At 33.5% G+C, this 25,332-nt stretch carries 16 protein-coding genes; 13 read left to right on the plus strand and 3 right to left on the minus strand.

Annotated features, from left to right (window positions below):
- Positions 1-8 precede the first annotated feature (8 nt).
- Together ACUXZJ_RS00735 and ACUXZJ_RS00740 are read left to right on the plus strand one after the other, a co-directional pair.
- Positions 9-9,716: a SpvB/TcaC N-terminal domain-containing protein gene (locus ACUXZJ_RS00735; RefSeq protein WP_446195550.1), complete on the plus strand. Its 9,708-nt coding sequence runs from the start codon at positions 9-11 to the stop codon at positions 9,714-9,716.
- A 134-nt stretch (positions 9,717-9,850) separates the two neighbouring features.
- Positions 9,851-10,099 carry a hypothetical protein gene (locus ACUXZJ_RS00740; RefSeq protein WP_123907311.1) on the plus strand — a complete coding sequence of 83 codons (249 nt, stop codon included), beginning with the start codon at positions 9,851-9,853 and terminating at the stop codon, positions 10,097-10,099.
- 56 nt (positions 10,100-10,155) lie between these two features.
- Here the strand turns inward: ACUXZJ_RS00740 and ACUXZJ_RS00745 are convergent, their stop codons facing one another.
- Positions 10,156-10,329, minus strand: a complete 174-nt coding sequence (locus ACUXZJ_RS00745; RefSeq protein WP_158447602.1) for a hypothetical protein — start codon at positions 10,327-10,329, stop codon at positions 10,156-10,158.
- Positions 10,330-10,523: 194 nt separating this feature from the next.
- Between ACUXZJ_RS00745 and ACUXZJ_RS00750 the strand changes: the two genes are divergently transcribed.
- From ACUXZJ_RS00750 to ACUXZJ_RS00760, 3 genes are all read left to right on the plus strand, one after another.
- The gene (locus tag ACUXZJ_RS00750) at positions 10,524-11,414 is read left to right on the plus strand and encodes an RHS repeat-associated core domain-containing protein (RefSeq protein ID WP_446195553.1); all 891 of its coding nucleotides are present in this window, start codon (positions 10,524-10,526) and stop codon (positions 11,412-11,414) included.
- A gap of 505 nt (positions 11,415-11,919) precedes the next feature.
- Positions 11,920-12,891: an RHS repeat domain-containing protein gene (locus ACUXZJ_RS00755; RefSeq protein ID WP_060383023.1), complete on the plus strand. Its 972-nt coding sequence runs from the start codon at positions 11,920-11,922 to the stop codon at positions 12,889-12,891.
- Between the two features lie 10 nt (positions 12,892-12,901).
- Positions 12,902-13,228, plus strand: coding sequence for a DUF1493 family protein (locus tag ACUXZJ_RS00760; protein WP_060383024.1), 327 nt, complete (start codon positions 12,902-12,904; stop codon positions 13,226-13,228).
- 38 nt (positions 13,229-13,266) lie between these two features.
- Here ACUXZJ_RS00760 and ACUXZJ_RS00765 read toward each other — a convergent pair whose 3' ends face one another.
- On the minus strand, positions 13,267-13,593 hold the full coding sequence (locus ACUXZJ_RS00765; protein WP_060383025.1) for a helix-turn-helix domain-containing protein: 327 nt from the start codon (positions 13,591-13,593) through the stop codon (positions 13,267-13,269).
- Positions 13,594-13,757: 164 nt separating this feature from the next.
- Between ACUXZJ_RS00765 and ACUXZJ_RS00770 the strand changes: the two genes are divergently transcribed.
- The 5 genes from ACUXZJ_RS00770 (at position 13,758) to ACUXZJ_RS00790 (ending at position 20,268) form a co-directional block, all read left to right on the plus strand.
- A complete protein-coding gene (locus tag ACUXZJ_RS00770) occupies positions 13,758-16,067 on the plus strand; it encodes a CHC2 zinc finger domain-containing protein (protein WP_446195555.1) in 2,310 nt (769 codons plus the stop codon).
- A 276-nt stretch (positions 16,068-16,343) separates the two neighbouring features.
- The gene (locus ACUXZJ_RS00775; protein ID WP_063743228.1) at positions 16,344-17,261 is read left to right on the plus strand and encodes a tyrosine-type recombinase/integrase; all 918 of its coding nucleotides are present in this window, start codon (positions 16,344-16,346) and stop codon (positions 17,259-17,261) included.
- Positions 17,258-18,148 (plus strand): tyrosine-type recombinase/integrase, encoded by an 891-nt coding sequence (locus ACUXZJ_RS00780; protein ID WP_060383027.1) that lies wholly within the window; start codon positions 17,258-17,260, stop codon positions 18,146-18,148. The genes ACUXZJ_RS00775 and ACUXZJ_RS00780 overlap by 4 nt, the downstream gene beginning before the upstream one ends.
- Positions 18,149-18,971: 823 nt before the next feature.
- On the plus strand, positions 18,972-19,706 hold the full coding sequence (locus ACUXZJ_RS00785) for a hypothetical protein (protein WP_063743224.1): 735 nt from the start codon (positions 18,972-18,974) through the stop codon (positions 19,704-19,706).
- Complete coding sequence (locus ACUXZJ_RS00790; protein ID WP_063743225.1) at positions 19,693-20,268, plus strand: hypothetical protein; 576 nt, start codon at positions 19,693-19,695, stop codon at positions 20,266-20,268. Before ACUXZJ_RS00785 ends, ACUXZJ_RS00790 begins: the two co-directional genes overlap by 14 nt.
- Before the next feature lie 34 nt (positions 20,269-20,302).
- On the opposite strand, the gene ACUXZJ_RS00795 is transcribed toward ACUXZJ_RS00790, so the two are convergent.
- Complete coding sequence (locus ACUXZJ_RS00795) at positions 20,303-20,629, minus strand: helix-turn-helix domain-containing protein (RefSeq protein WP_063743226.1); 327 nt, start codon at positions 20,627-20,629, stop codon at positions 20,303-20,305.
- A 164-nt stretch (positions 20,630-20,793) separates the two neighbouring features.
- On the opposite strand from ACUXZJ_RS00795, the gene ACUXZJ_RS00800 reads away from it, so the two are divergent.
- From ACUXZJ_RS00800 to ACUXZJ_RS00810, 3 genes are all read left to right on the plus strand, one after another.
- Complete coding sequence (locus ACUXZJ_RS00800; protein WP_063743227.1) at positions 20,794-23,094, plus strand: CHC2 zinc finger domain-containing protein; 2,301 nt, start codon at positions 20,794-20,796, stop codon at positions 23,092-23,094.
- Positions 23,095-23,391: 297 nt separating this feature from the next.
- Entirely contained in the window at positions 23,392-24,309 is a 918-nt protein-coding gene (locus ACUXZJ_RS00805) for a tyrosine-type recombinase/integrase (RefSeq protein WP_063743228.1), read from the plus strand.
- Complete coding sequence (locus ACUXZJ_RS00810; protein WP_060383027.1) at positions 24,306-25,196, plus strand: tyrosine-type recombinase/integrase; 891 nt, start codon at positions 24,306-24,308, stop codon at positions 25,194-25,196. Before ACUXZJ_RS00805 ends, ACUXZJ_RS00810 begins: the two co-directional genes overlap by 4 nt.
- The last annotated feature ends 136 nt before the right edge of the window (positions 25,197-25,332 follow it).

Raw genomic sequence — 25,332 nt, forward strand, 5'->3', positions numbered from 1 at the left:
TTACTAGAATGAGCAAGAAAATATACTTATTTTTTCTATTAATTGCTGGCATAGTTTTCGCTGCAAATTATAATCACATAAAGAAAACAATAATAAATAAACCTGCAAAAGTTAACTTAATAGCAAATAAAAAAACATTTTCAAATACCATCTCATCTAAGGTATTAATACATAAAGCCGATATCAAAGAAGGAGTTATAGGTCTTAATTCAAGTCAAATTATAGATGATGCCTTTGATAATTTATTTCATATTCAAATAAACCAATTACCTACTAATGATCAAACAGTATTCTTAGAATACGATTTATATGGTTATAAAAATGGAATATCTATTATTAAAAGCATCAATAATGCCCAAAGTACTGGTGGAAACTTTATTTCAAAAAACAACCAATGGTTACATCAAAAAGAGCAAATAAGCAATAGTGTAATAAAAAAAGGGAATAATATACTTTTTTTTAATGCTCCAGAAATAAAAAACAACCAATATAAAATAAAAAACGTTACACTAAACTTCTACAAAAACGAAAATACCCTTCAAAAATTTGAATTATTTCGTTTTGGAAACAAACTCTACATTGCCGGATTTCAACCCGAAGAAAACACAACATTGTATATAAATGACAAAAAAATAAATACCATTAATCAACATTTTGAAACCGAAATAGACTATACCAATCAAAAAGAAATAACCTGTATAAAAAAAGAAAACAACACAAACACTATAATTCCTATATCTATAAATAACTTTATCCCTGTAGATTATTACATCCCTTTATACAATAAAAACAAAAAAAAAGAGCACACAATAGGTATTAATGGTGGGATTATAAACAATTCAAATGCTAGTTTTCAGCTAGAAAAAGATATAATCAAAAAAAACACATTATTTTCCATAGAAGCCCTCCATGCAAAAGATATTGCACCGTTAAACCCTTCAATGGTCAATGTAACTCAAAATTCTTTTGCTTACAGATTATTACCCCACGGAATACAATTCAAAAAACCTGGAAAACTTACAATTCCTTACGACAAAAAATTAATTCCAGAAGGATACACAGAAAAAGATATAAATCTTTTCTTTTTTGATGAAAAGAAAAGACTATGGAAAGAAATTCCTAAAGACACATTACTAGCCCATGAATCTAAAATAACAGGAAAAACCACCCATTTTACCGATTTTATAGCAGGAATTATAAAACTACCCGAATCACCCGAAACCTCTGGCTATACCCCTACAAGTATCAAAGATTTAAAAGCAGCCTCTCCAGCCGTAGGCATAACCCCTATTACCCCACCTACTGCAAATCCAAACGGAAGTACTAGCACAAATTTCCCTATCGAAATTCCAAAAGGCAGAGCAGGCATGCAACCCTCACTAGCCCTACAGTACAGTAGCGAAGCCGGACATAGCTGGACCGGACTAGGATGGGCAATAAACCTACCCAGTGTAGACATAGAAACCCGTTGGGGAGCACCAAGATACGATGCGAGCAAAGAAACCGAAAGTTATACCCTAGCAGGTGAGGCACTCTTGCCGAACGCTCATAGAGAAGCTTGGACAGACAGACAAACCAATAAACAGTTTTATCCTAGAAAAGAAGGTGCTTTCCAAAAAATAACCCGTAAAGGAAATAACCCTACCAACTATTATTGGATAGTAACAGACAAGAGCGGTACAACAACCTACTATGGCGGTACACCCGCTGGCATAGATAACACCGCTATTTTACAAGATACCAATGGCAATATAGGCCATTGGGCAATTACTTTACAAATTGACTTAAAAGGAAATACGATAGCCTATCAATACGAAAAATCCGAAGGCGAATTATATATCAAAAATATATATTATACTGGAAAAAATGACCAAAAAGGAGCATACAGCATACACTTTATTAAAGATACAGATTTAGGAGAACCCACTAGAGAAGACGTACAAATAACAGCAAGATTAGGTTTTCAGCAAACCTCTAATAAACTATTGCGAAAAATAGAAGTCAAATTTAAAGACCAAATGGTTCGTAGCTATGGACTTACCTATAAACAAGGTGCATTTAAAAAAACATTGCTAAAAGATATAGAAGTATATGATACAAAAGGAAATCTGTTTTACAAAAACTCCCTCGATTATTATGACGATGTACGAGATGCTAGTGGCAACTACACCCCTTTTGGCGAAGAACAAACCTGGAGCGTACCTAATGATGGTATTACACCTGCTTTTGCCGCTTTTAAAGAATTTAAAGGAACTCACACTCTTACAGGAAGTTCCCGCTCTATTTCTGGAGGTTTTAATTATAGATTAGGAATTGGAATTCCAGGAATTGGAGTCTTAAATCAAAATACTTTAGGCGGACAAGGAGGAAACAACTGGAGCAATACCTCTACCTATGTTGCCTTAGAAGATTTAGACGGAGATAACTTACCTGACAAAATTTTCACCAAAGGAGATAAAGTCTATTTCAGAAAAAACCTTGGGGCAACAGGTATAAACCAATTTTCAGACACATACCACGTTATTAATATTGGGAATGTTGGATTCTCTAGAAACTATTCCTATAATTACGGCGTCGATCTAATTTTAGGCTTTGGACAATTGGGTGGTAATTTAGGATATGATCGACAAATATCAAAAAGCACCACCACCAGTTATTTTATGGATTTTAATGGCGATGGACTCACTGATTTTGCCGATGGCGGAACCGTTTATTACAATCGTTTAGTAAATGGTATCCCTACCTTTACACCAAACAGTACAGGAACCCCTTCACCCATAGTTAATGAAGGCGAGTTATTACTAACAGGTAATACACAAAACTCCGAAGCCGAAATAATAAAAAAGAACCCATTGCACGACATCGTACGCCTATGGCAAGCTCCAGCTACTGGATTTATACAAATTTCGCATACCTATAAATTACTAGAAGACACCTCTACTGATAGACAAAATTATAAAAACAATAATGGTTCAGATAAAGCCGATGGTGTAAAATTATATTTTCAACAAGACAATAATTTAATTTGGTCTGAAACTATCGGAGCAACAGATTATTTATCAAAACAAAAACAAGACAATCTTTTTGTTACTAAAGGAGAACACCTCTATTTTAGAGTTAGTTCTATAAAAGATGGTAATTTTGATAACATCCTTTGGGAACCTACCATCAACTATCAAGACATAGACCCTAGTCATACGGATCCTAATGGCTTTAGTTTAAAAACTTACAATCCTAAAAAAGATTTTTTAGTAAGTTCACAAACACTTATCATGGTCCCAAAAGATTCTCCAATACGATTTGATGGTATTTTTTCTAAAAAAACAACTTCCGATCACATCCTTTTAAAAATTATTTCCAATAGATTCAGTGTTGGCGAAACAGTTGTCTTTTCAAAACAATTTTTAGCATCAGAAAACATTACATTCAATTTTAACACCATTCCTCTTATAAATGCCCTAAAAGGCGACGGATTCAGAGTAATCATAGAATCTGAAACAAATATAGATTGGAAAAATTTGATATGTACCCCTTCTATTATATACAAAGACCACTCTGATAACGAAGAAACAAAACCCCTAGAAGTTACACATACAATTTATAATCGAGTAGATAACAAATACATCCTCAACCACATTATACCTAGTTCCAAAGGAAAAGCAACCTTTCATAATTATAGCGGAGTAATTCAATTTAATAAAGTTAGACCTAATCAAAGTTTTGATAGCGACATACTAATAACAGCCAAACAAGAAGAAAAACTAGTAGCTAGAATTAGATACAAATTAACAGATGGATACCTAGCTTACACACCAAAAGCAATTGATCTATCATATCCTTACGACAGTATTGTAGCTAACAAACCTATTAAAATAGAATACTACTTTAATAACAAAAATACTTCAACCCTCTTTCAACAAAATCATTCTAGCGCATTCCTCGTTATAAAAGATTCTGTCATAGTAAAAAACAAAAAAACATTAGTAGAATATAATTATTTCAACTCAGAAAACAGCTACTACGGCAATTTTGATGATGTCGAAAAAAAATTAAAAATCAGAAATAGAAATTGGGGCGTATTTTTAATTAACGGAAATCTAGCAGCCAATACCATTGATAAAAACCTTATAATATCAGATAAAAAACCCTACGATATTGACCCAAACAATATGCCAGACATCAGCGGAAACACATCTGTTACCCCAGGAACTCATGGTCAATTTGAAGCCTCCAAAGAATACTTTATCCAAGCCCGAGGAAATTACGCTTCAAACAAATGGTTAGGCGCAGAAGATGCTATTTTTATTAAAGAAGAATACATTAGTTCAGCTCGTCTAGGCGAAGATGATCTACAAAAATTCTTAGACACTTCCTTACCTACTGTTCAAGGAGGCGGCAGTCGAGCCTTATTTACCATATCAGAATCCACAAGTAATGCCTATGCTGCCGGCTTATCCGCTGGTTCTTTAGGTGCAGGTGCCAACTATTCAGAAGGCAAGTCTATCGTTATAGAAACTATGACCGATTTTAATGGAGACCATTACCCCGATTTTGTACGCAATGGCAACGTACAATTTACAACCCCTAGAGGAGGTTTATCTAACCTACAAAATAATATTGGCGATTTTAGCGTATCCATTATAGGAAGCAAAGGAGGAAGTGTCAATGGAAAATACAGTCATGGTAGTGCCAATTCATCTGATACAAAAACTAATGCAAAAACAACTGTGCAAAAAAGTTCTAATGATAAAAAATCAAATTCCGATGCCCAAAAAGCAGGAAAATACACCAGTATAAGCGGAAATATAGGCACAGGAAATGATTACTCCCAAAAAATACATACAGACATCAATGGTGATGGACTAACAGATCAAATTAACGATAACGGAATTGTTTTACTTAATACAGGATACCGATTTCTTCCCGATTACAATTGGAAAAACCTAGACAAAGGAATAAACGAAGGAAATTCATCCGATTTTGGAGCAGGACTAGGCTTTGATTTTGCATCAGGCTCTATATCTGGAGGATTTTCTTATAATGGCTCTTCTAATGAACAATCTAAATCCTTTCTTGATATTAATGCCGATGGATTACCCGATAAAATAATTTACACACAAAACAACATCCTCATTTTCCTAAACCTAGGAAACGGTTTTGATACTAACCCATTACAATACCCAAAATACGCTAGTATGAGTAAAAACAAATCAACTAGTTATGGTATGAATGCTAGTTATGCTTTCGATTTTAGTTTAACCCCTATTCCTATTCGGATTGCTATACAAGCAGGAGCTAGTACTGGTAATTCTGTAAGCAAAATAGAATCTACTTTTAACGATATTAATGGCGATGGTAATTTAGACTACATAAAATCCGAAAACGAAGACAACCTTACCGTACGTCTTTCTAACATAAAACGTACCAACAAACTAAAAAACGTAACTAACGCTATGGGCAATAGCTTTACCGTTGATTACGAATTTAAACCAAGCTCTTACGAAGCGAACGGAGCAAAATGGGTACTCAAAGAAGTAAACCTTTTTGACGGCCACACAGGCGATGGTGTAGACAACCTTATTAGCCGTTTTACCTATGAAAACCCTTATTACGACCGCCGTGAACGTGATTTTTATGGCTATGCCAAAATTACTACACAACAAATAAATGCTACCAACAATACCGTATATAACACCCAAATACAAGAGTTTTACAATACCGATTTTTATCGTAAAAACCTCTTAAAAAGCACTTTATTATTAGATAAAGACAATAAAAAACTACAAGAAACCAGCACCACCTATAGTATAACCAATGCTCAAAACCAAACCTCTATTACCGAGGGCTTGTTAAGCAACCCTGCCGCCGATTTGTTATCAGTGTTTATCGCACCTATACATACCCAAGAAAAACACTACGAAGCAGGCACCGCCTTTTTAGACAAAAACACCTATAATAAATATGATCCACAAGGTAATATTGTAGAATATACAGATTTAGGCAACGGCACACCACAAGATAAAGTAACCGCCAAAATAAGCTACCACAACAGCCTATCCCCTTATTACGATGGCATCCCTAAACAAATAGAAGTATTTACCATTGATGGACTAAAACGAAAACGAGCTACCCAAATAAACCCCGCAACAGCCGAGGTTACACAATTTAAAATGTATGCTAGTAACGACAAGGTAGCCATAACCGATATTGTATATGACACCTATGGCAATATTATAAAAATTACAGGCGCCCCTAATTACAAAAACCAACGAGCTCAAATTACCTATACCTACGACGATCAAGTCTACAGCCACATCACCCAAATACAAGACCATTTTGGGTATGCAAACAAAACGGAATACGACTACCGTTTTAACACCCCTATAAAAACCACCGATCGTAACGAACAAAGTACCTTATACACCCTTGACGACAAAGGACGTACCAGCACCATACAAGGCCCTTACGAAATAGCCAGTGGCAAACCCTACACCATTGCCTACGAGTATTACCCTACCGCAGAAGTACCCTATGCCAAAACCCGAAATTACGACCCTGAACTAAACAAAGACATAGAAACCTATACCTATATAGATGGGCTTGGGCGTACCTTACAGGTCAAAAAAACAGCCTCGCTTTTTGGCGGTATAGATGCCCCAGACCAAGAAGGTCATATTATATCGGGCAAGGTGGTGTACGATGCTTTTGGTAGAGCGGTAGAGAGTTTTTACCCAACCTTTACCACTACCCTAAACAACAGTTTTAGTACCCTAGCAAGCACCGTAAACCCTACTAAAACCCAGTACGATGCCCTAGGCAGAGCCACAAAAACAACCCTGCCCGATGGTACCACCACCACCACCACTTTTGCCATAGAAAATTTTAAAGGCATAAATGCTTTACAAACCACACAAACAGACCCACACGGTAAGGTGGCAAAAACCTATACCGATGCCACTGGCAAAAATATAGCCACTATACAATATGACGGTGGCAACGAGCTACTTACCCAGTTTAGCTACAACGCCCTTGGCGAAACTGCCGCTGTTATAAACACTATGGGACAAACTACCCTAAGCACTTACGACTGGCTAGGCCGACGCACCCAGTACATACACCCCGATGCAGGTACTACCACCATTACCTACGACCTAGCAGGCAATATGACCAAAAGAGTAACCAGCCAAATACAACAAACCATGCCCGATGGCGGTATCCTATATGAATATGATTACAACCGATTAGAACACATAAAATACCCTAGATACCCACAAAACAATATAAGCTATTATTATGGTAGTGCTACCGAAAATGCCCCACGCCGTGGACGTATGTGGCTAGTAACCGATGCCAGTGGAGGTACCGAGTATTTTTATGGTAAACTAGGCGAGGTTGAAAAAGAAATAAAAACCCTACGCATAACCCCTACCGATAACCAAACCTACATTACCCAATACGAGTACGACACCTGGAACCGTTTGCAAAAAATGATATATCCTGATGGCGAGGTGCTTACCTACACCTACAACCGTGCAGGAAATTTACAAACAATGCAAGGCACCAAAGAAAACCAAACCTACCTCTATATTAAGCAACTAGCCTACGACGAGTTTGAACAACGCAAGTACCTAAAATACGGCAACGATACCCAAACCCATTACACCTACGACCCCACCTTACGTCGTTTGCAACAACTAAACGTAAACAGTGGTAACCGTGCCATTATAAACAACACCTACACCTACGACCTTGTGGGCAATGTACTAGGCATAAAAAACACCGTGCCTGTAGTAGCCAATAGCCTAGGCGGTAGTAGCCAACAAACCTACCAGTACGACGATTTGTACCGACTAAAAAACGCCACAGGCAGCTACAACGGCCAGAACAACCATGCCACCTACACCCTAGCCATGCGCTACAACAATATGCACAATATAGTAAGCAAAGAGCTACAACACCAGGTAAACGACACCCAAAAAGGCTACAAACTAAACTATCAGTACAACAACACCCAGCACCCCAATGCCCCAAGTATCATAACCGAAGACGGCAAACCCGAACCTCGTAACTACGAATACGACGGCAACGGCAACCCTACCCAATACCTAGAATTTAACAATTTTAGAAAAATGACATGGGACGAAGAAAACCACCTAATGGGCATAAACGACAACGGGCGTATGCACCTATACACCTACGACCACACAGGCGAGCGGGTACTAAAAAGCAGTGGCGACACCCAAAACGTAAGCATAAACGGCGCACAAGCCGCCAGCATAAACCATTTTGACAATTATACAGGTTACGTAAGCCCCTATTTTGTAATAAGTAAAGGCAAATTTACCAAACATTATTTCGAAGGCGCAGGGCGTATAACCTCCAAAATAGGACAAGGAACCTTTGCCCAACCTACCAAAATTACAGCAGGCGGAATAAACTATGCCCAATTAAGCACAGAACAACAACAGTGGTTAGACGACTATGTACGCAACCTAGGGCTGCCACCAGGTCCACCCACACAGCAAGGACTATACGCCAGTCCAGCCGCTACAGGAAAGCCTTACCCAAGCCCGCCCAAGCAAAACGCTAACCAAAACCAAGAAACACCCGAAGGCTGGCCTAGACAACCCGTGTTTAATCCCCCAAGCAATGTACCAGGACCACCCATACAGTTTGGCGATCCTATAAAACCCGCAGATGTAACCGCAGGCGATGGTTTTGTAGGCAACGGCTTATTTGAAAAAGATATTTTTTATTACCATAGCGATCATTTGGGGAGTACTTCGTATATTAGCTCTATGAATGGCCAGTTGTCTCAGCATGTAGAGTATATTGCTTTTGGAGAGGTATTGTTTGAGGAGCATAGCTCTAGTTTTTCTATGCCGTATTTGTTTAATGGCAAGGAATTGGATAGAGAGACTAATCTCACTTATTACGGAGCGAGGTATTTGGATATGAAGACTTCCCTTTGGCTCAATGTTGACCCGCTAGCGGAACTTCAACCAAACAAGACACCGTACCATTTTTGTTCAAATAATCCAGTTAGTAGAACTGACCCAACAGGAATGCTGGATGGAGAATTTGAAAAAGATAAAGATGGTAATTGGCAAAAAACATCTAATGTTGGAGACAGCATCGGAGTAGATTTTTATCATTCTGATCAAAAAGACAAAACAGGAAATCAAATTACTTATGTGACTGATCGTAAAGGGAATTGGAATACAATCAAAAATGGTAAGGAACTATTAGCAAATAGTGAAATTAGAGATAGGAATACTGATTGGAATGATATATATAATGAATGGAGTGAAGGATATGGTCCTGAAAAAAGTATTTTTGAGGGGTCACATCCTGCCAATAAAGCTATTCACGACAATTATTTATATAGAGATTTAGAAGATAAATTTTTAGATTCAGGAAAAAGCAAAGGTGCTTATGAAGCTAACTTCTATTATGGATGGGATAATTATTGGACATATAACAATATGCAAGTTCAAATGATGGGAAGTTATAATGCAAGTTTTTATAAGTTAGGAGATACAGTCTTAAATCTTATTCAAGATTCTAAATCAAGAACATCTTTTTATTATCATTTACCAGTAGATAACTATCCAAGAGGAAGTTTAGAATATAATTTTAGAACTAAAAGTTTTGATTTGAATAACAGAGAAACAAATACTTTTCAAACTTATTTATTTTTAACTACAAAAAAATAATTTAAATGCAAAAAAAAAGGTTAATTATATTTTTTATAATATTTCTATTGTCTTTATTCTTATATAGTAATTTTTATGTTATCAATACAATAAAAGGAACATATGTAAATCGAAATTACCAACAGAAGCATTTTTTGAGTAATATACCATATGAAGCAGATACGTTAAAACTATTAGATAATAACAATTTTAGTAGCTCATATTATGGGAAAGGGAAATATAAAATCTACTATACAATTACAGGCACAAAGATTGTATTAAACTATGGACAAGGTATAGAAGAGGATAGTTTTGACACTTCTCTTGAGAGAGAATTTTTTTTAGGCAACCTTAAAATTAATTTATTTAAAGATTTAAATCAATTTTATGAAAAAGTAGATTGATAAAATTATAATTATACTTAAACAAACCCCGAGCCAACACTCGGGGTTTGTTATTTTTACAAAGTATAAGATTGTTTAGTTTTAAAATCTCGTATGTAAGCAGAAATCACTTTAAGGATAGTATTTTTTTCTTCTTGTGGTAGTTCTTCAATCTTTTGAAATTCTTTTATAAGCTCGGCATCTTTAAGTGGAATAGCAACAAAATTTGGTACGAAAATCTTAAGCCACATTTTGGTTTAAATTTCTTAAATATATTTCCATTTCGAGAGGTATTTTTATACCAGGACCACCCATACAGTTTGGCGATCCTATAAAACCCGCAGATGTAACCGCAGGCGATGGTTTTGTAGGCAACGGCTTATTTGAAAAAGATATTTTTTATTACCATAGCGATCATTTAGGAAGTACTTCGTATATTAGTACTATGAATGGTCAGTTATCTCAGCATGTAGAGTATATCCCTTTTGGAGAAGTCCTTTTTGAAGAACACTCCTCCTCTATTTCTATGCCGTATTTATTTAATGGAAAGGAATTGGATAGAGAGACCAATCTCACTTATTACGGAGCGAGATATTTAGATATGAAAACTTCCCTTTGGCTCAATATTGACCCACTAGCCGAGAAGCATCCTAATCAAAGTCCATATCTGTTTTGCAATGCAAACCCCATAATTTATATGGATCCTGATGGAAGGGATGGGATCATAGTTATAAAAGGAGGACAAATAACCATATCATCAAATATACAATTGTATGGTGCGGGTGCTACAAAAGCGGTAGCGGCACAATACCAAAAAGATATAAACTCAAGATGGGGAGGAACATATAGTGCAAAGACCTCTGATGGAAAACAGTCTTTTAAAGTAAATGTTAAAGTAAATGTTGGATTGTACGAAGGAAAAGCACAAAATGATCCAGCAATAATACCTGAAAGTTGGAATCCGAACAATCGCGATAATTTTATTGAAGTAGGAGCTGGAGTCGCTCGATCTTATGTCACTGGCGGAGATGAAGGAGAATGGAGAAGTCAAGGCAGAAATGGCAATACTTTAGCGCAAGATGATCCAGCACCTCATGAGGTAGGGCATTTATTAGGATTAGATGATAGATATACTGATGGTAATGGACCAGATAAAGGCTGGGGGAATAACATAATGGGAGACTCTAAAAATGGAAAAGTGGAGCAGAGAAATGTGGATGGAATTCTTCAGGATGCAATGAAAGCATACGAAAATTGGTCACAAGATAAAAATAACGCAGGTAAAGAATTTAGATATGAAATCGATGTTAACAGACCAAATAAAGAAAATAATTAGGAATTGTTTTTTTAGGTTATTAGTGATTGATTTATTTTTATTGCTATTGTATTGGTATTATCAACCTTTGTGCGAACCTTGCTTGGATAAAAATGATTGTCCCCCGTGTCTTTCAAAAGAACAGTATTTTATAATTTATTTAGGGGTCTTCTTAAATATAATATTTGGAATCTACTGTATTTTTAAGTCAAAGTCTATAAACAACAAAGCCCTCAAATGAGGGCTTTGTTGTTATTACAAACTATTCAATTTAGTAGCTTTAATAAAAATGGAATAGCAACAAAATTTGGTACGAAAATCTTAAGCCACATTTTGGTTTAAATTTCTTAAATATATTTCCATTTCGAGAGGTGTTTTTATACTAGGACCACCCATACAGTTTGGCGATCCTATAAAACCCGCGGATGTAACCGCAGGCGATGGTTTTGTAGGCAACGGCTTATTTGAAAAAGATATTTTTTATTACCATAGCGATCATTTAGGAAGTACTTCGTATATTAGCACTATGGATGGTCAGTTATCTCAGCATGTAGAGTATATCCCTTTTGGAGAGGTGCTTTTTGAGGAACATAGCTCTAGTTTTTCTATGCCTTATTTATTTAATGGGAAGGAGCTAGACAGAGAGACTAACCTTAGCTATTATGGGGCGAGGTATTTGGATATGAAGACTTCCCTTTGGCTCAATGTTGACCCACTAGCGGAGAAGTTTCCTCACGCTTCGCCATATAACTATTGTCTTGGAAATCCGATTAGGCTAACAGACCCAACAGGGATGGAGCCAGTAGATGAAAGAAACAATGATGAAAGAAAAATTGATATAACCGTACCTATTAGCTCTGGTTATGAAAGTAATTTACAAAAGTTACTAAATATAAACAAAACAGGAACTACTGGAATAAATCCAGATGGGGATAGTGATGATAGTGGGCTCAATCACGCGATGCATTTGGGGGATGATAATGGCTACGATAAAAATGGAAAACAAGTTAACAACAAAGGTGGAGATACTACTGATTATTTGTATGACGAGAAAGGTAACATTATAGATTCTACACCTGTGCAATTTAGAGCTGTATCGCAAGAAGAATTTAGAGAACTTGGAGGATTTAGAGGCTATGGAGTTAAAGGTTTTCCAATGGCTACTGGAGCTATTAATGATGATTCATTAAATTTTACAACAAATCTTGTAGGTGCTGGAGAAATTTATCATGGAGGTAAATTAATAGCAATGGGGTTCACTAAAGTATTAAAATCTTCTGTTGGGGTTAGAACAGTTTTAGGTGGCTCGAAATATACTTTAAAATCTTCAGTTTATTTCGAAAAAATGATTGGTTCTAAATCAATAAATGTTTTGGGAGTGAAATCTTTACCAACTCTATATGGAAGAAGTACCACTTGGGGTACATTTTTAGGAAGGAATGCTCCAATTATTGGGACAGGAAGAATCGGATTTGGAGGCTATTTAATAAGTAACTAAATCTATTAATATGGAAAAAGATACTAAAGTTTTAGATTTTTTAATAGCCTATACTGGTATAAAATCTTTAAAAAAGAATTCAAATATTGCAAGTGATCAGTATAAAATATTTGATTTAGATGCTGAAAATTTAATGGAAAATTTTTTCGAAAAATTTGAAATTAATTATAAAGGCTTTATCATTGACAAATATTTTAATTATCCTGATTATAGTTGGAGAGAATTAGTTTTTTTTAAACCTTTTTTTAAAAAGAAAGTATATTCAGAGAGACAGGAATTACTAATATCTCATTTAATTGAAGTTGCTAAACGAAAAGAATGGTTTGACCCATCGTAATATTATAAAAGCCGAGCGATGCTCGGCTTTTCTTTGTTTTATAAAATACTTTGAATTTTTCTTTTAGCAATAAAGGCATCAATAACCGAAAAAATATGGTTACGGTCAGCTTCTTCAAATTTAGAAACTTCTAAAATACGGCTACTGGTATCTTTATCAATTTGTACATCGTCTTTTCCAGTAAGGTAATCTAAAGACACATCAAGAATATCAGCAATTTTACGAGCTAAATCAATAGAGGGATAAACTTCGTTTCTCTCATATCTTCCTAATACATTTTTATGAATACCTAATTGACTAGCTAAGTCGGTTTGGGATATTCCTTTTTGTTTTCTAAGTTCAGAAACTACACTTCCAAAATCCATAATAAGAAACTTTATAGGGTTAAAAAACCTTGTTTACTATTGAATTGCAAAGATATGAAAACTAAATCAGTTCTTCAAAACTCAAAAAGTTTGCAAAATAAAACTAAAATGGTATCTTTGCACCTAATTAGTTGTCAAGAATAATTTTAAATATTTTTTAGTCAATGGAAATCCAAGACATCAAAGAGCAATTAACCATCGCCAACGTATTACACTACTACGGCTTAAAAACCGACAAACAAAGTCGTTTAAATTGTCCGTTTCACGAAGATAAAACCCCAAGTTTTCAAGTGTATTACAAAACACAAACGGCATACTGTTTTAGTTCCAATTGCAAAACACACGGCAAAAGTATTGATGTGATCGATTTTATACTGCATAAAGAAAACTGCACCAAACACGAAGCCATTAACAAAGCGGTTGAAATTTTAGGGCATAAAGAACCCAACAAAAATGAAAGGTATCAGCAAGATTTATCACGAGAGCAATTTTTGGGTAATATGTACCAGTATTTTAAAAATGCCATCAGCAACAGTAAACCAGCCAAAAAATATCTACAAAATAGAAATTTAGATAATAAAAAAATAGAAGTCGGTTACAATGGTGGGCAGTTCCATCACGGAGCAAGAAAAGACAAAACTTTAATTAATCAATGTTTAGAATATGGATTACTAATTGACAAAGGAAACAAAGGCAGAACAGGAGAAACAGCTTACAACGTTTTTGGCAAATGGTGTATTGTTTTTGCTTTAAAAAACAGAAATGATCAAGTAGTGAGTTTATACTTTAGAAGCACATTAAACGAGAAAGAAAGTAAACATTTTTATTTAAAAAACAGACAAGGTTTATATCCAAATTATCCCAATGTAAATACTAAAAAACTAATCTTAACCGAAAGTATTATTGATGGTGCAAGTTTGTTGCCAACGCTTGAAAAAGCCCCCTTTGGGGGTTGGGGGCTTATAGCTTGCTTTGGAACTAACGGATTGAATGATGAAATTTTAAAAGCAATAAAAGAACTCAAACAATTAGAAGAAATCATCTTTGCTTTTGACAATGATACCGCAGGTCGCACGGCGACAGCGAATTATTCTAAAGTAATATTAGAACTTATACCAGGAATAAAAATAAGCGTGTTAGAACCCATAAACAAAGACATCAATGAAACACTACAACTACACAACGAAGATATTTTTATTGAACTTTTAGACAAAAGAACACAGTTAAATCCTTCTTTTTCAATTGAAGATAAAACAACAGAACAGCCAAAAACTGAAAGCCAAAAACCATCAAACGCAATCGACTTCTTAAAACGAAAACATTTACTAAAAAACTTAAATATAGAAATCGGCAAAGCAGGAATAGTTGGAGAAGAAAACAGCAGAATGTTATTATTTTTAATCATCATTAGTTATTTAAATAAAAGTCCATTACACGCACTCGTACAAGGCTCAAGCGGAAGCGGAAAAACCCATATTATAAGCAGAATTGCAGACCTTATGCCTCAAGAAGACGTTTTAAGATTTACACGAATTACAGAAAGTTCTTTATACAATTGGGGTGAGTTTGATTTATTCCAAAAGGTGGTGATTATTGAAGATTTAGACGGTTTAAAAGAAGATGCACTATATGCTTTAAGGGAATTTATAAGTAATCAAGTATTAAGAAGTTCTGTAACTATCAAAGACAAAAAAGGAAATAACAAATCTTCTCATAAAATAGTAAAAGGTCAGTTCTCCAGTTTATCAGCCACCACCAAAGGCGAAACCTACGAAGATAATATGAGCCGTTCATTCCTTATTGCAGTTGACGAAAGTAAAGAACAAACCGCAAGAATTATCGACTACCAAAACAAACGCAATGCAGGAGAAATAGATCCACAAGAAAGCCAAAAAGCAATCAACTTTATACAACAAATCATTAGAAATTTAAAAGAGTACGAAGTCATTAATCCGTATGCAACACAATTACATCTACCAGAGAAAGTGCATAAAATTAGACGATTAAACGAAATGTATCAAGCCGTAATCAAACAAGTAACGTTCCTGAACCAATATCAACGTCAAATAGTTAAAAGCCCCTCCTTCGGAGGGGTTGGGGAGGCTTTAATAACCGAAATAGAAGACATCGAACAAGCAACAGAGGTACTTTTTGAAAGTATCATTTTAAAAGTGGATGAACTTGATGGAAGTCTAAGACAATTTTTTGAACGATTAAAAAAACACGTTAAAAACGAAAATCAAGAGTTTATTTTAAGAGATATAAGACAAGATTTAGGAATAAGTAAAACACAGATATTTAGATATATACAAACACTTTTAGAGTTAGAATACATCAAACAAGTTGGCGGTTTTGCCAACAAAGGCATAAAATATAAAATCTCCTATTGGGACAATTATCAAAAATTAAGAACTGAAATAAAAGATTTTCTAATGCTTCAAATCGAAGAACTAAAAAACAAAAAAATCCAATAAAAACAAACTTCGATTCATGAATACCTATAAAAAACAAATAAAAAGGCATGAATAAATAGAACAGCTACGACAAGAGCAAAAGTAAGTTGGAACACTAAAGGAACGCAAAAGGAACACTAGAAAACGGTGTAAACTATTGTAAAACATAAGAAAATAGTAAAAAATAGTCTAGCGTTCCTAAAAATAAAATATTGAGTAAGCAAAACCATCATAAACCTTAAAAACGTCATACCAAACCATTTAAAATTTAAAATTCAACATTTAAAATAATAAAAGATGGGCGCACCAAGTAAACACAAAATCTATACAGAATTTTACCAAGAACAGGCAAGAAACTACAAAAAACATTTAGACATTTTAGGATTAAACCCCGAAACCACACAAGCGAGATATTTATATCTGAAGGAGTTTTTTAGTTGGCTGGAAAAGTATCAAATATTTGAAATAAAAAAAGTTACACCAAAAGAAATAGCCGAATACAACAACTATCTAAAAGAAAAAATTAGTCAAAGAACTAAACAAAAACTAAAGCAGAAATCTATTTATGATAATATGCGAAATCTTCAACAATATTTAGGGTATTTATTAGAATTAGGAGTTATAAAAAGCAGTCCGGCATCACATTTAAAATTTACTCCAATCAATGAAAAAGTAGAACGATTTATTTTTACTCAAAATCAAATACAAGAACTCTATAAAATAGCGAATTTACAAGAAAAAACGATTTTAAATATGGGGTATGGTTGTGGGTTAAGAGTTCAAGAAATCAGCGATTTAAATAAAGAAGATATTAGAATAATTGAAAATTTAGTAATAGTACAAAAAGGTAAAAACAGCAAAAGAAGATTAATCCCAATTAGTGAAAAATTAGCCCAAGAATTACAAGAATATTTAGAAAGTTTAAAGCATAAAACTAATGAGTTTTTAATAAATAATAAAGCAAGAAGAATGAGTGATGATACTATAAATAAACACTTTAAGAAACTAATTTTAAAAACAGAATTTGGTAAAAAATTAAAGATTGAAGAATTAAATAAAATCGGAATTCACTCATTAAGGCACTCAATCGCAACACACTTACTACAAAACGGAATGAAGCTCGAACAGGTTCAAAAATTTTTAGGACATAGCCACATCGAGAGTACAGAAATATATACACATATAACTCAAAATCAAATTAATAATATGAAATGACACTACGTAATTATTTGGAAAAGAAATACAGCAAAAGCACATTAAACAGCAACTTATTTTTAATAAAACGATTTACAGATTACTACGGAAATAAAGCCAAATTAGCCACTTTTAAAGATATTTTAAACTACATAGAACACTTACGAAAGAATTACGATTTAAGTCCAAAAACATTACGACACTCGTTGTATGGAGTTAAAATTTACTTCAATTATTTATTAGAAATCGGAAAAAGAAAGGATCATCCTTGCAGTGAATTGTTTTTAAAAGATAAAATAGATAGACAAATACAAGTTGATACACTTTACAGCCCAGAAACATTAGAAAAATTCTTTGAAACCTATCAAATCAGAAAGAAAAAATATTTAGAAAACAGAAACAAAGTAATTATAAGTTTACTCATTTATCAAGCCTTAACCGTCAAAGAAATAGCAGAATTAGAAGTTGAAAACATCAATTTAGAAAAGTGTGAAATTTACATCAAAGGAAGTCTAGAAATCACTTCAAAAAGTCCACAATCAAGAACTTTACCATTACAAGCCAAACAAATATTATTAGTTTATAAATACTTAAATGACGATAGAATTAAACTACTGAAATACAACAATAAACAAGAAAATAAAACTTTTATACTTGGACAATACGGCGAAAAAATAAATGCACACGGAATCAGTAAAATGATAAACGAACAAAAACCAAAAAGCGAACAAATACAACCAATGAAAATCCGACAATCTGTAATTGCTAATCTATTAAAAAAAGAAAACGATACTAGAATAGTACAAGTTTTTAGCGGACATCGCAGGGCAAGTACAACAATCCAATACAAACAAACTGAACTGGAGCAATTACAACAAGCAGTAAACCAATACCATCCAATCAAATAAAAAAGCGGTGTGCTTCGCACGAAGTATTTGCACCCACCCAGCCAACGCACCCCAACGCTCCAGTGGTTCTCCCAACGCTATCGGCACTTGTTTTTCCCCACAGTAAGCCAATAAAAAAAGGGTTTTTGTTTTCCAAAGCCCATCGCACACAAAAAAACCTTTTTTTATCCGCTTACTTCCCACGCTCAAAAAACAAGAGCCGAAACCCAACCCTCAACCACTCCCAAAGCTATGTTACATAATAAGCCATTATGAGTCAAGCCCTAAAGGGTTCGCTTCGCCTTGCACCATAAGCTTATTATGTAAAATAGCCCCACTCCATCGCTCCCACCCACTGCCGACCCTACTGCCAACGCACTACGAAAGCTTTATTATTTGTAAATTCTTTGTTCAAAAAACTTCGCAAAATTACGCCTACTTCGTGAAAACTTGTAGCCTTAAATCTTTGCTTGTTTTTTATCACAAAAATTTTAAAAAACAGTACGATGACTAACGCCCTACGGTTGTTGGCTCATTTTTTTAGAAGATTGCCAAGAAGCCTTTTTTTCAATTGAAAAATAAAAAGTGGCAATCTTCCAAAAAAATCGAGCGAAAGAACAAAACCAACCCCAAACCACAGGCAAAATGGAAAGTTGGTTTTGTACTTGCTTTTACTTTTTCAATAAAAAACAACTTCTTTTTTTTTTCAACTGAAAAACAATTGAAAAAATAAGTACTTTTGATTTTACAAATGGGATGCTACAAACTCACATATAATCCATTACAAATTGTTCGTAGGCACGAACCCAAGCCCTCGCGCGAGGCGAAAGTTGTGCAGTGTTGGATGTCTGTTGACCCATTAGCGGAGAAATATCCTAATGTATCTCCTTACGTTTATTGCTTTAATGATCCAATTAATGTCATCGACCCAGATGGTAGAGACGGTATCAGAGTTATAGATGATAAAAATAAAACGATAACTATAAAAGCTGTTTATTATGTGCAAACAGAAAAAAGTACATATTATACAACTGGAGGTAAAATGAAAACTTTAGATGGTTATTCTGCTAAAGAAGTTGCTTCTATGCAAAAGGATTACAATAAATACCTTAACGATTTAGGAATGAGTGTTTCTGATGGAGAGTATAAAGGTTATTCTATCAAATATGATTTACAATTTAAAGAAGGTGGTACTATAGAAGCTAGCGAAGCTAGTGCAAGTAAAGAAATGCAAGATGGATACTCCATAGGTAATTCTTTTTCAAGAGGAAATGAAAACACCTATTCGAGATTTAAAACAAAAGAGACAGATAACGGTGATGGTACTACCAGCACTTCTACTGTTGGGGGTGTTACAGCTGACAATCAAAACATTTTAATGAATACAAGTGAAGATACTAAAATGAATAGAATTCACGAAATATTTCACACTTTTGGTTTTGGACATCCTAAAGGAACTGGAGGAAACAACGGTATTATGAAGTATCCGCCTGAAAAACCAAATCAAACAGATGCCAATAATATAGGTAATGGTTCTTTCCTTCCTAAAGTAATAGTAAAACAAGATGGTCAGAATTAATCTCATATTAGTAGTCTTTTTTGTTGTATTTAAGATAGATGCACAAGAAAATAATTGTAATAAAGTCAGTGATAGCTTATACTTTATAGAAATAGATATAAGGAGAAATGATAATTACCCAATTATAATGTCAGGTGTTTGTAAAGAAATTAATCTTGATTTATTAACAAAAGAAAATGAAGAGTTATTTGTTAGGAGTTTTTATAAATTATGTTTTTATACGCCAGATATACAAGGAAATAATAAAAAGATAATATCAAATTGTTTAGAGATTACAGAGGCTGAAAGCTATTTGTTAGATTATAAAAATGAGGTTCTGAAAATATCAAGTAAAATAAATAAAAACAGTCTTGAAAAAACAATGAAATTAAAGAATAATTGTACTGTATTTTTAAGGATATGTAAAATTAAAGGATTGTTTGTAGTTACAGATAAAGCGAATAAAGATATATCTAAGAACTCAAATGAGTTAGAAATTGACGACATATCCGAAATAGACAAAATGTATATTCCTTTAAAAATATCTTGTTATAAAAAGCCAAAGAGCAAAGAAGTTTTTTAATCATAACAAAGCCCTCAAATGAGGGCTTTGCTATTTACATAATACTTTGTATTTTTCTTTTAGCAATAAAAGCATCAATGACCGAAAAAATATGGTTACGGTCAGCTTCTTCAAATTTAGAAACTTCTAGAATACGGCTACTAGTATCTTTATCAATTTGTACATCGTCTTTTCCAGTAAGGTAATCTAAAGACACATCAAGAATATCAGCAATTTTACGAGCTAAATCAATAGAGGGATAAACTTCGTTTCTCTCATATCTTCCTAATACATTTTTATGAATACCTAATTGACTAGCTAAGTCGGTTTGGGATATTCCTTTTTGTTTTCTAAGTTCAGAAACTACACTTCCAAAATCCATAATAAGAAACTTTATAGGGTTAAAAAACCTTGTTTACTATTGAATTGCAAAGATATGAAAACTAAATCAGTTCTTCAAAACTCAAAAAGTTTGCAAAATAAAACTAAAATGGTATCTTTGCACCTAATTAGTTGTCAAGAATAATTTTAAATATTTTTTAGTCAATGGAAATCCAAGACATCAAAGAGCAATTAACCATCGCCAACGTATTACACTACTACGGCTTAAAAACCGACAAACAAAGTCGTTTAAATTGTCCGTTTCACGAGGATAAAACTCCGAGTTTTCAAGTGTATTACAAAACACAATCGGCATATTGTTTTAGTAGCAGTTGTAAAACGCACGGTAAAAGTATGGATGTGATAGATTTTATATTGCACAAAGAAAATTGCACTAAAGCAGAAGCGATAAACAAAGCCAAAGAAATACTAAACCACAAAGAACCTAATAAAAACGAAAGGTATCAGCAAGATTTATCACGAGAGCAATTTTTGGGTAATATGTATCAGTATTTTAAAAATGCCATCAGCAACAGTAAACCAGCCAAAGACTATTTACAAAGCAGAAGTTTAGACTTTAAAAAAATAGAAGTCGGTTACAATGGTGGGCAGTTCCATCACGGAGCAAGAAAAGACGAAACTTTGATTAATCAATGTTTAGAATATGGATTACTAATTGATAAAAACAATTTAGGTAGAACTGGAGAAAAGGCTTATTCTGTTTTTGGTAAATGGAGTATTTGTTTTGCTTTAAAAAACAGAAATGATCAAGTAGTGAGTTTATACTTTAGAAGCACATTAAACGAGAAAGAAAGTAAACATTTTTATTTAAAAAACAGACAAGGTTTATATCCAAATTATCCCAATGTAAATACTAAAAAACTAATCTTAACCGAAAGTATTATTGATGGTGCAAGTTTGTTGCCAACGCTTGAAAAAGCCCCCTTTGGGGGTTGGGGGCTTATAGCTTGCTTTGGAACTAACGGATTGAATGATGAAATTTTAAAAGCAATAAAAGAACTCAAACAATTAGAAGAAATCATCTTTGCTTTTGACAATGATACCGCAGGTCGCACGGCGACAGCGAATTATTCTAAAGTAATATTAGAACTTATACCAGGAATAAAAATAAGCGTGTTAGAACCCATAAACAAAGACATCAATGAAACACTACAACTACACAACGAAGATATTTTTATTGAACTTTTAGACAAAAGAACACAGTTAAATCCTTCTTTTTCAATTGAAGATAAAACAACAGAACAGCCAAAAACTGAAAGCCAAAAACCATCAAACGCAATCGACTTCTTAAAACGAAAACATTTACTAAAAAACTTAAATATAGAAATCGGCAAAGCAGGAATAGTTGGAGAAGAAAACAGCAGAATGTTATTATTTTTAATCATCATTAGTTATTTAAATAAAAGTCCATTACACGCACTCGTACAAGGCTCAAGCGGAAGCGGAAAAACCCATATTATAAGCAGAATTGCAGACCTTATGCCTCAAGAAGACGTTTTAAGATTTACACGAATTACAGAAAGTTCTTTATACAATTGGGGTGAGTTTGATTTATTCCAAAAGGTGGTGATTATTGAAGATTTAGACGGTTTAAAAGAAGATGCACTATATGCTTTAAGGGAATTTATAAGTAATCAAGTATTAAGAAGTTCTGTAACTATCAAAGACAAAAAAGGAAATAACAAATCTTCTCATAAAATAGTAAAAGGTCAGTTCTCCAGTTTATCAGCCACCACCAAAGGCGAAACCTACGAAGATAATATGAGCCGTTCATTCCTTATTGCAGTTGACGAAAGTAAAGAACAAACCGCAAGAATTATCGACTACCAAAACAAACGCAATGCAGGAGAAATAGATCCACAAGAAAGCCAAAAAGCAATCAACTTTATACAACAAATCATTAGAAATTTAAAAGAGTACGAAGTCATTAATCCGTATGCAACACAATTACATCTACCAGAGAAAGTGCATAAAATTAGACGATTAAACGAAATGTATCAAGCCGTAATCAAACAAGTAACGTTCCTGAACCAATATCAACGTCAAATAGTTAAAAGCCCCTCCTTCGGAGGGGTTGGGGAGGCTTTAATAACCGAAATCGAAGACATAGAACAAGCCACCGAAGTACTTTTTGAAAGTATCATTTTAAAAGTTGATGAACTTGATGGAAGTTTAAGACAATTTTTTGAACGATTAAAAAAACACGTTAAAAACGAAAATCAAGAGTTTATTTTAAGAGATATAAGACAAGATTTAGGAATAAGTAAAACACAGATATTTAGATATATACAAACGCTTTTAGAGTTAGAGTACATCAAACAGGTTGGCGGTTTTGCAAACAAAGGCATAAAATATAAAATCTCCTATTGGGATAATTACCAAAAATTAAGAGCTGAAATAAAAGATTACTTAATGAACCAAATCGAAAGCCTTAAAAATAAGTAATCTTTTATTCATGAACTCCTTTAAAAAAACAATAAAAAAAGAAGTGAATAAATAAAAGACTTTTTAATGTTACAGATTGAACAGCTACGACAAGAGCAAAAGTAAGTTGGAACACTAAAAGAACGCAAAAGGAACACTAGAAAACCTTGTAAAGTATTGTAAAATATAAGAAAACAATAAAAAAATAGTCTAGCGTTCCTAAATTCAAAATATTGAGTAAGCAAAAGCATCATAAACCTTAAAAACGTCATACCAAACCATTTAAAATTTAAAATTCAACATTTAAAATAATAAAAGATGGGCGCACCAAGTAAACACAAAATCTATACAGAATTTTACCAAGAACAGGCAAGAAACTACAAAAAACATTTAGACATTTTAGGATTAAACCCCGAAACCACACAAGCGAGATATTTATATCTGAAGGAGTTTTTTAGTTGGCTGGAAAAGTATCAAATATTTGAAATAAAAAAAGTTACACCAAAAGAAATAGCCGAATACAACAACTATCTAAAAGAAAAAATTAGTCAAAGAACTAAACAAAAACTAAAGCAGAAATCTATTTATGATAATATGCGAAATCTTCAACAATATTTAGGGTATTTATTAGAATTAGGAGTTATAAAAAGCAGTCCGGCATCACATTTAAAATTTACTCCAATCAATGAAAAAGTAGAACGATTTATTTTTACTCAAAATCAAATACAAGAACTCTATAAAATAGCGAATTTACAAGAAAAAACGATTTTAAATATGGGGTATGGTTGTGGGTTAAGAGTTCAAGAAATCAGCGATTTAAATAAAGAAGATATTAGAATAATTGAAAATTTAGTAATAGTACAAAAAGGTAAAAACAGCAAAAGAAGATTAATCCCAATTAGTGAAAAATTAGCCCAAGAATTACAAGAATATTTAGAAAGTTTAAAGCATAAAACTAATGAGTTTTTAATAAATAATAAAGCAAGAAGAATGAGTGATGATACTATAAATAAACACTTTAAGAAACTAATTTTAAAAACAGAATTTGGTAAAAAATTAAAGATTGAAGAATTAAATAAAATCGGAATTCACTCATTAAGGCACTCAATCGCAACACACTTACTACAAAACGGAATGAAGCTCGAACAGGTTCAAAAATTTTTAGGACATAGCCACATCGAGAGTACAGAAATATATACACATATAACTCAAAATCAAATTAATAATATGAAATGACACTACGTAATTATTTGGAAAAGAAATACAGCAAAAGCACATTAAACAGCAACTTATTTTTAATAAAACGATTTACAGATTACTACGGAAATAAAGCCAAATTAGCCACTTTTAAAGATATTTTAAACTACATAGAACACTTACGAAAGAATTACGATTTAAGTCCAAAAACATTACGACACTCGTTGTATGGAGTTAAAATTTACTTCAATTATTTATTAGAAATCGGAAAAAGAAAGGATCATCCTTGCAGTGAATTGTTTTTAAAAGATAAAATAGATAGACAAATACAAGTTGATACACTTTACAGCCCAGAAACATTAGAAAAATTCTTTGAAACCTATCAAATCAGAAAGAAAAAATATTTAGAAAACAGAAACAAAGTAATTATAAGTTTACTCATTTATCAAGCCTTAACCGTCAAAGAAATAGCAGAATTAGAAGTTGAAAACATCAATTTAGAAAAGTGTGAAATTTACATCAAAGGAAGTCTAGAAATCACTTCAAAAAGTCCACAATCAAGAACTTTACCATTACAAGCCAAACAAATATTATTAGTTTATAAATACTTAAATGACGATAGAATTAAACTACTGAAATACAACAATAAACAAGAAAATAAAACTTTTATACTTGGACAATACGGCGAAAAAATAAATGCACACGGAATCAGTAAAATGATAAACGAACAAAAACCAAAAAGCGAACAAATACAACCAATGAAAATCCGACAATCTGTAATTGCTAATCTATTAAAAAAAGAAAACGATACTAGAATAGTACAAGTTTTTAGCGGACATCGCAGGGCAAGTACAACAATCCAATACAAACAAACTGAACTGGAGCAATTACAACAAGCAGTAAACCAATACCATCCAATCAAATAAAAAAGCGGTGTGCTTCGCACGAAGTATTTGCACCCACCCAGCCAACGCACCCCAACGCTCCAGTGGTTCTCCCAACGCTATCGGCACTTGTTTTTCCCCACAGTAAGCCAATAAAAAAAGGGTTTTTGTTTTCCAA

The organism is Flavobacterium sp. TN-1, from assembly GCF_052828645.1.

Coding starts and splice junctions, on each gene's coding strand:
- ACUXZJ_RS00735 (WP_446195550.1), top strand. CDS start 9: ATGAGCAAGAAAATATACTTATTTTTTCTATTAATTGCTGGCATAGTT.
- ACUXZJ_RS00745 (WP_158447602.1), bottom strand. CDS start 10,329: ATGTGGCTTAAGATTTTCGTACCAAATTTTGTTGCTATTCCACTTAAA.
- ACUXZJ_RS00750 (WP_446195553.1), top strand. CDS start 10,524: ATGAATGGTCAGTTATCTCAGCATGTAGAGTATATCCCTTTTGGAGAA.
- ACUXZJ_RS00755 (WP_060383023.1), top strand. CDS start 11,920: ATGGATGGTCAGTTATCTCAGCATGTAGAGTATATCCCTTTTGGAGAG.
- ACUXZJ_RS00760 (WP_060383024.1), top strand. CDS start 12,902: ATGGAAAAAGATACTAAAGTTTTAGATTTTTTAATAGCCTATACTGGT.
- ACUXZJ_RS00765 (WP_060383025.1), bottom strand. CDS start 13,593: ATGGATTTTGGAAGTGTAGTTTCTGAACTTAGAAAACAAAAAGGAATA.
- ACUXZJ_RS00770 (WP_446195555.1), top strand. CDS start 13,758: ATGGAAATCCAAGACATCAAAGAGCAATTAACCATCGCCAACGTATTA.
- ACUXZJ_RS00775 (WP_063743228.1), top strand. CDS start 16,344: ATGGGCGCACCAAGTAAACACAAAATCTATACAGAATTTTACCAAGAA.
- ACUXZJ_RS00780 (WP_060383027.1), top strand. CDS start 17,258: ATGACACTACGTAATTATTTGGAAAAGAAATACAGCAAAAGCACATTA.
- ACUXZJ_RS00785 (WP_063743224.1), top strand. CDS start 18,972: ATGTCTGTTGACCCATTAGCGGAGAAATATCCTAATGTATCTCCTTAC.
- ACUXZJ_RS00790 (WP_063743225.1), top strand. CDS start 19,693: ATGGTCAGAATTAATCTCATATTAGTAGTCTTTTTTGTTGTATTTAAG.
- ACUXZJ_RS00795 (WP_063743226.1), bottom strand. CDS start 20,629: ATGGATTTTGGAAGTGTAGTTTCTGAACTTAGAAAACAAAAAGGAATA.
- ACUXZJ_RS00800 (WP_063743227.1), top strand. CDS start 20,794: ATGGAAATCCAAGACATCAAAGAGCAATTAACCATCGCCAACGTATTA.
- ACUXZJ_RS00805 (WP_063743228.1), top strand. CDS start 23,392: ATGGGCGCACCAAGTAAACACAAAATCTATACAGAATTTTACCAAGAA.
- ACUXZJ_RS00810 (WP_060383027.1), top strand. CDS start 24,306: ATGACACTACGTAATTATTTGGAAAAGAAATACAGCAAAAGCACATTA.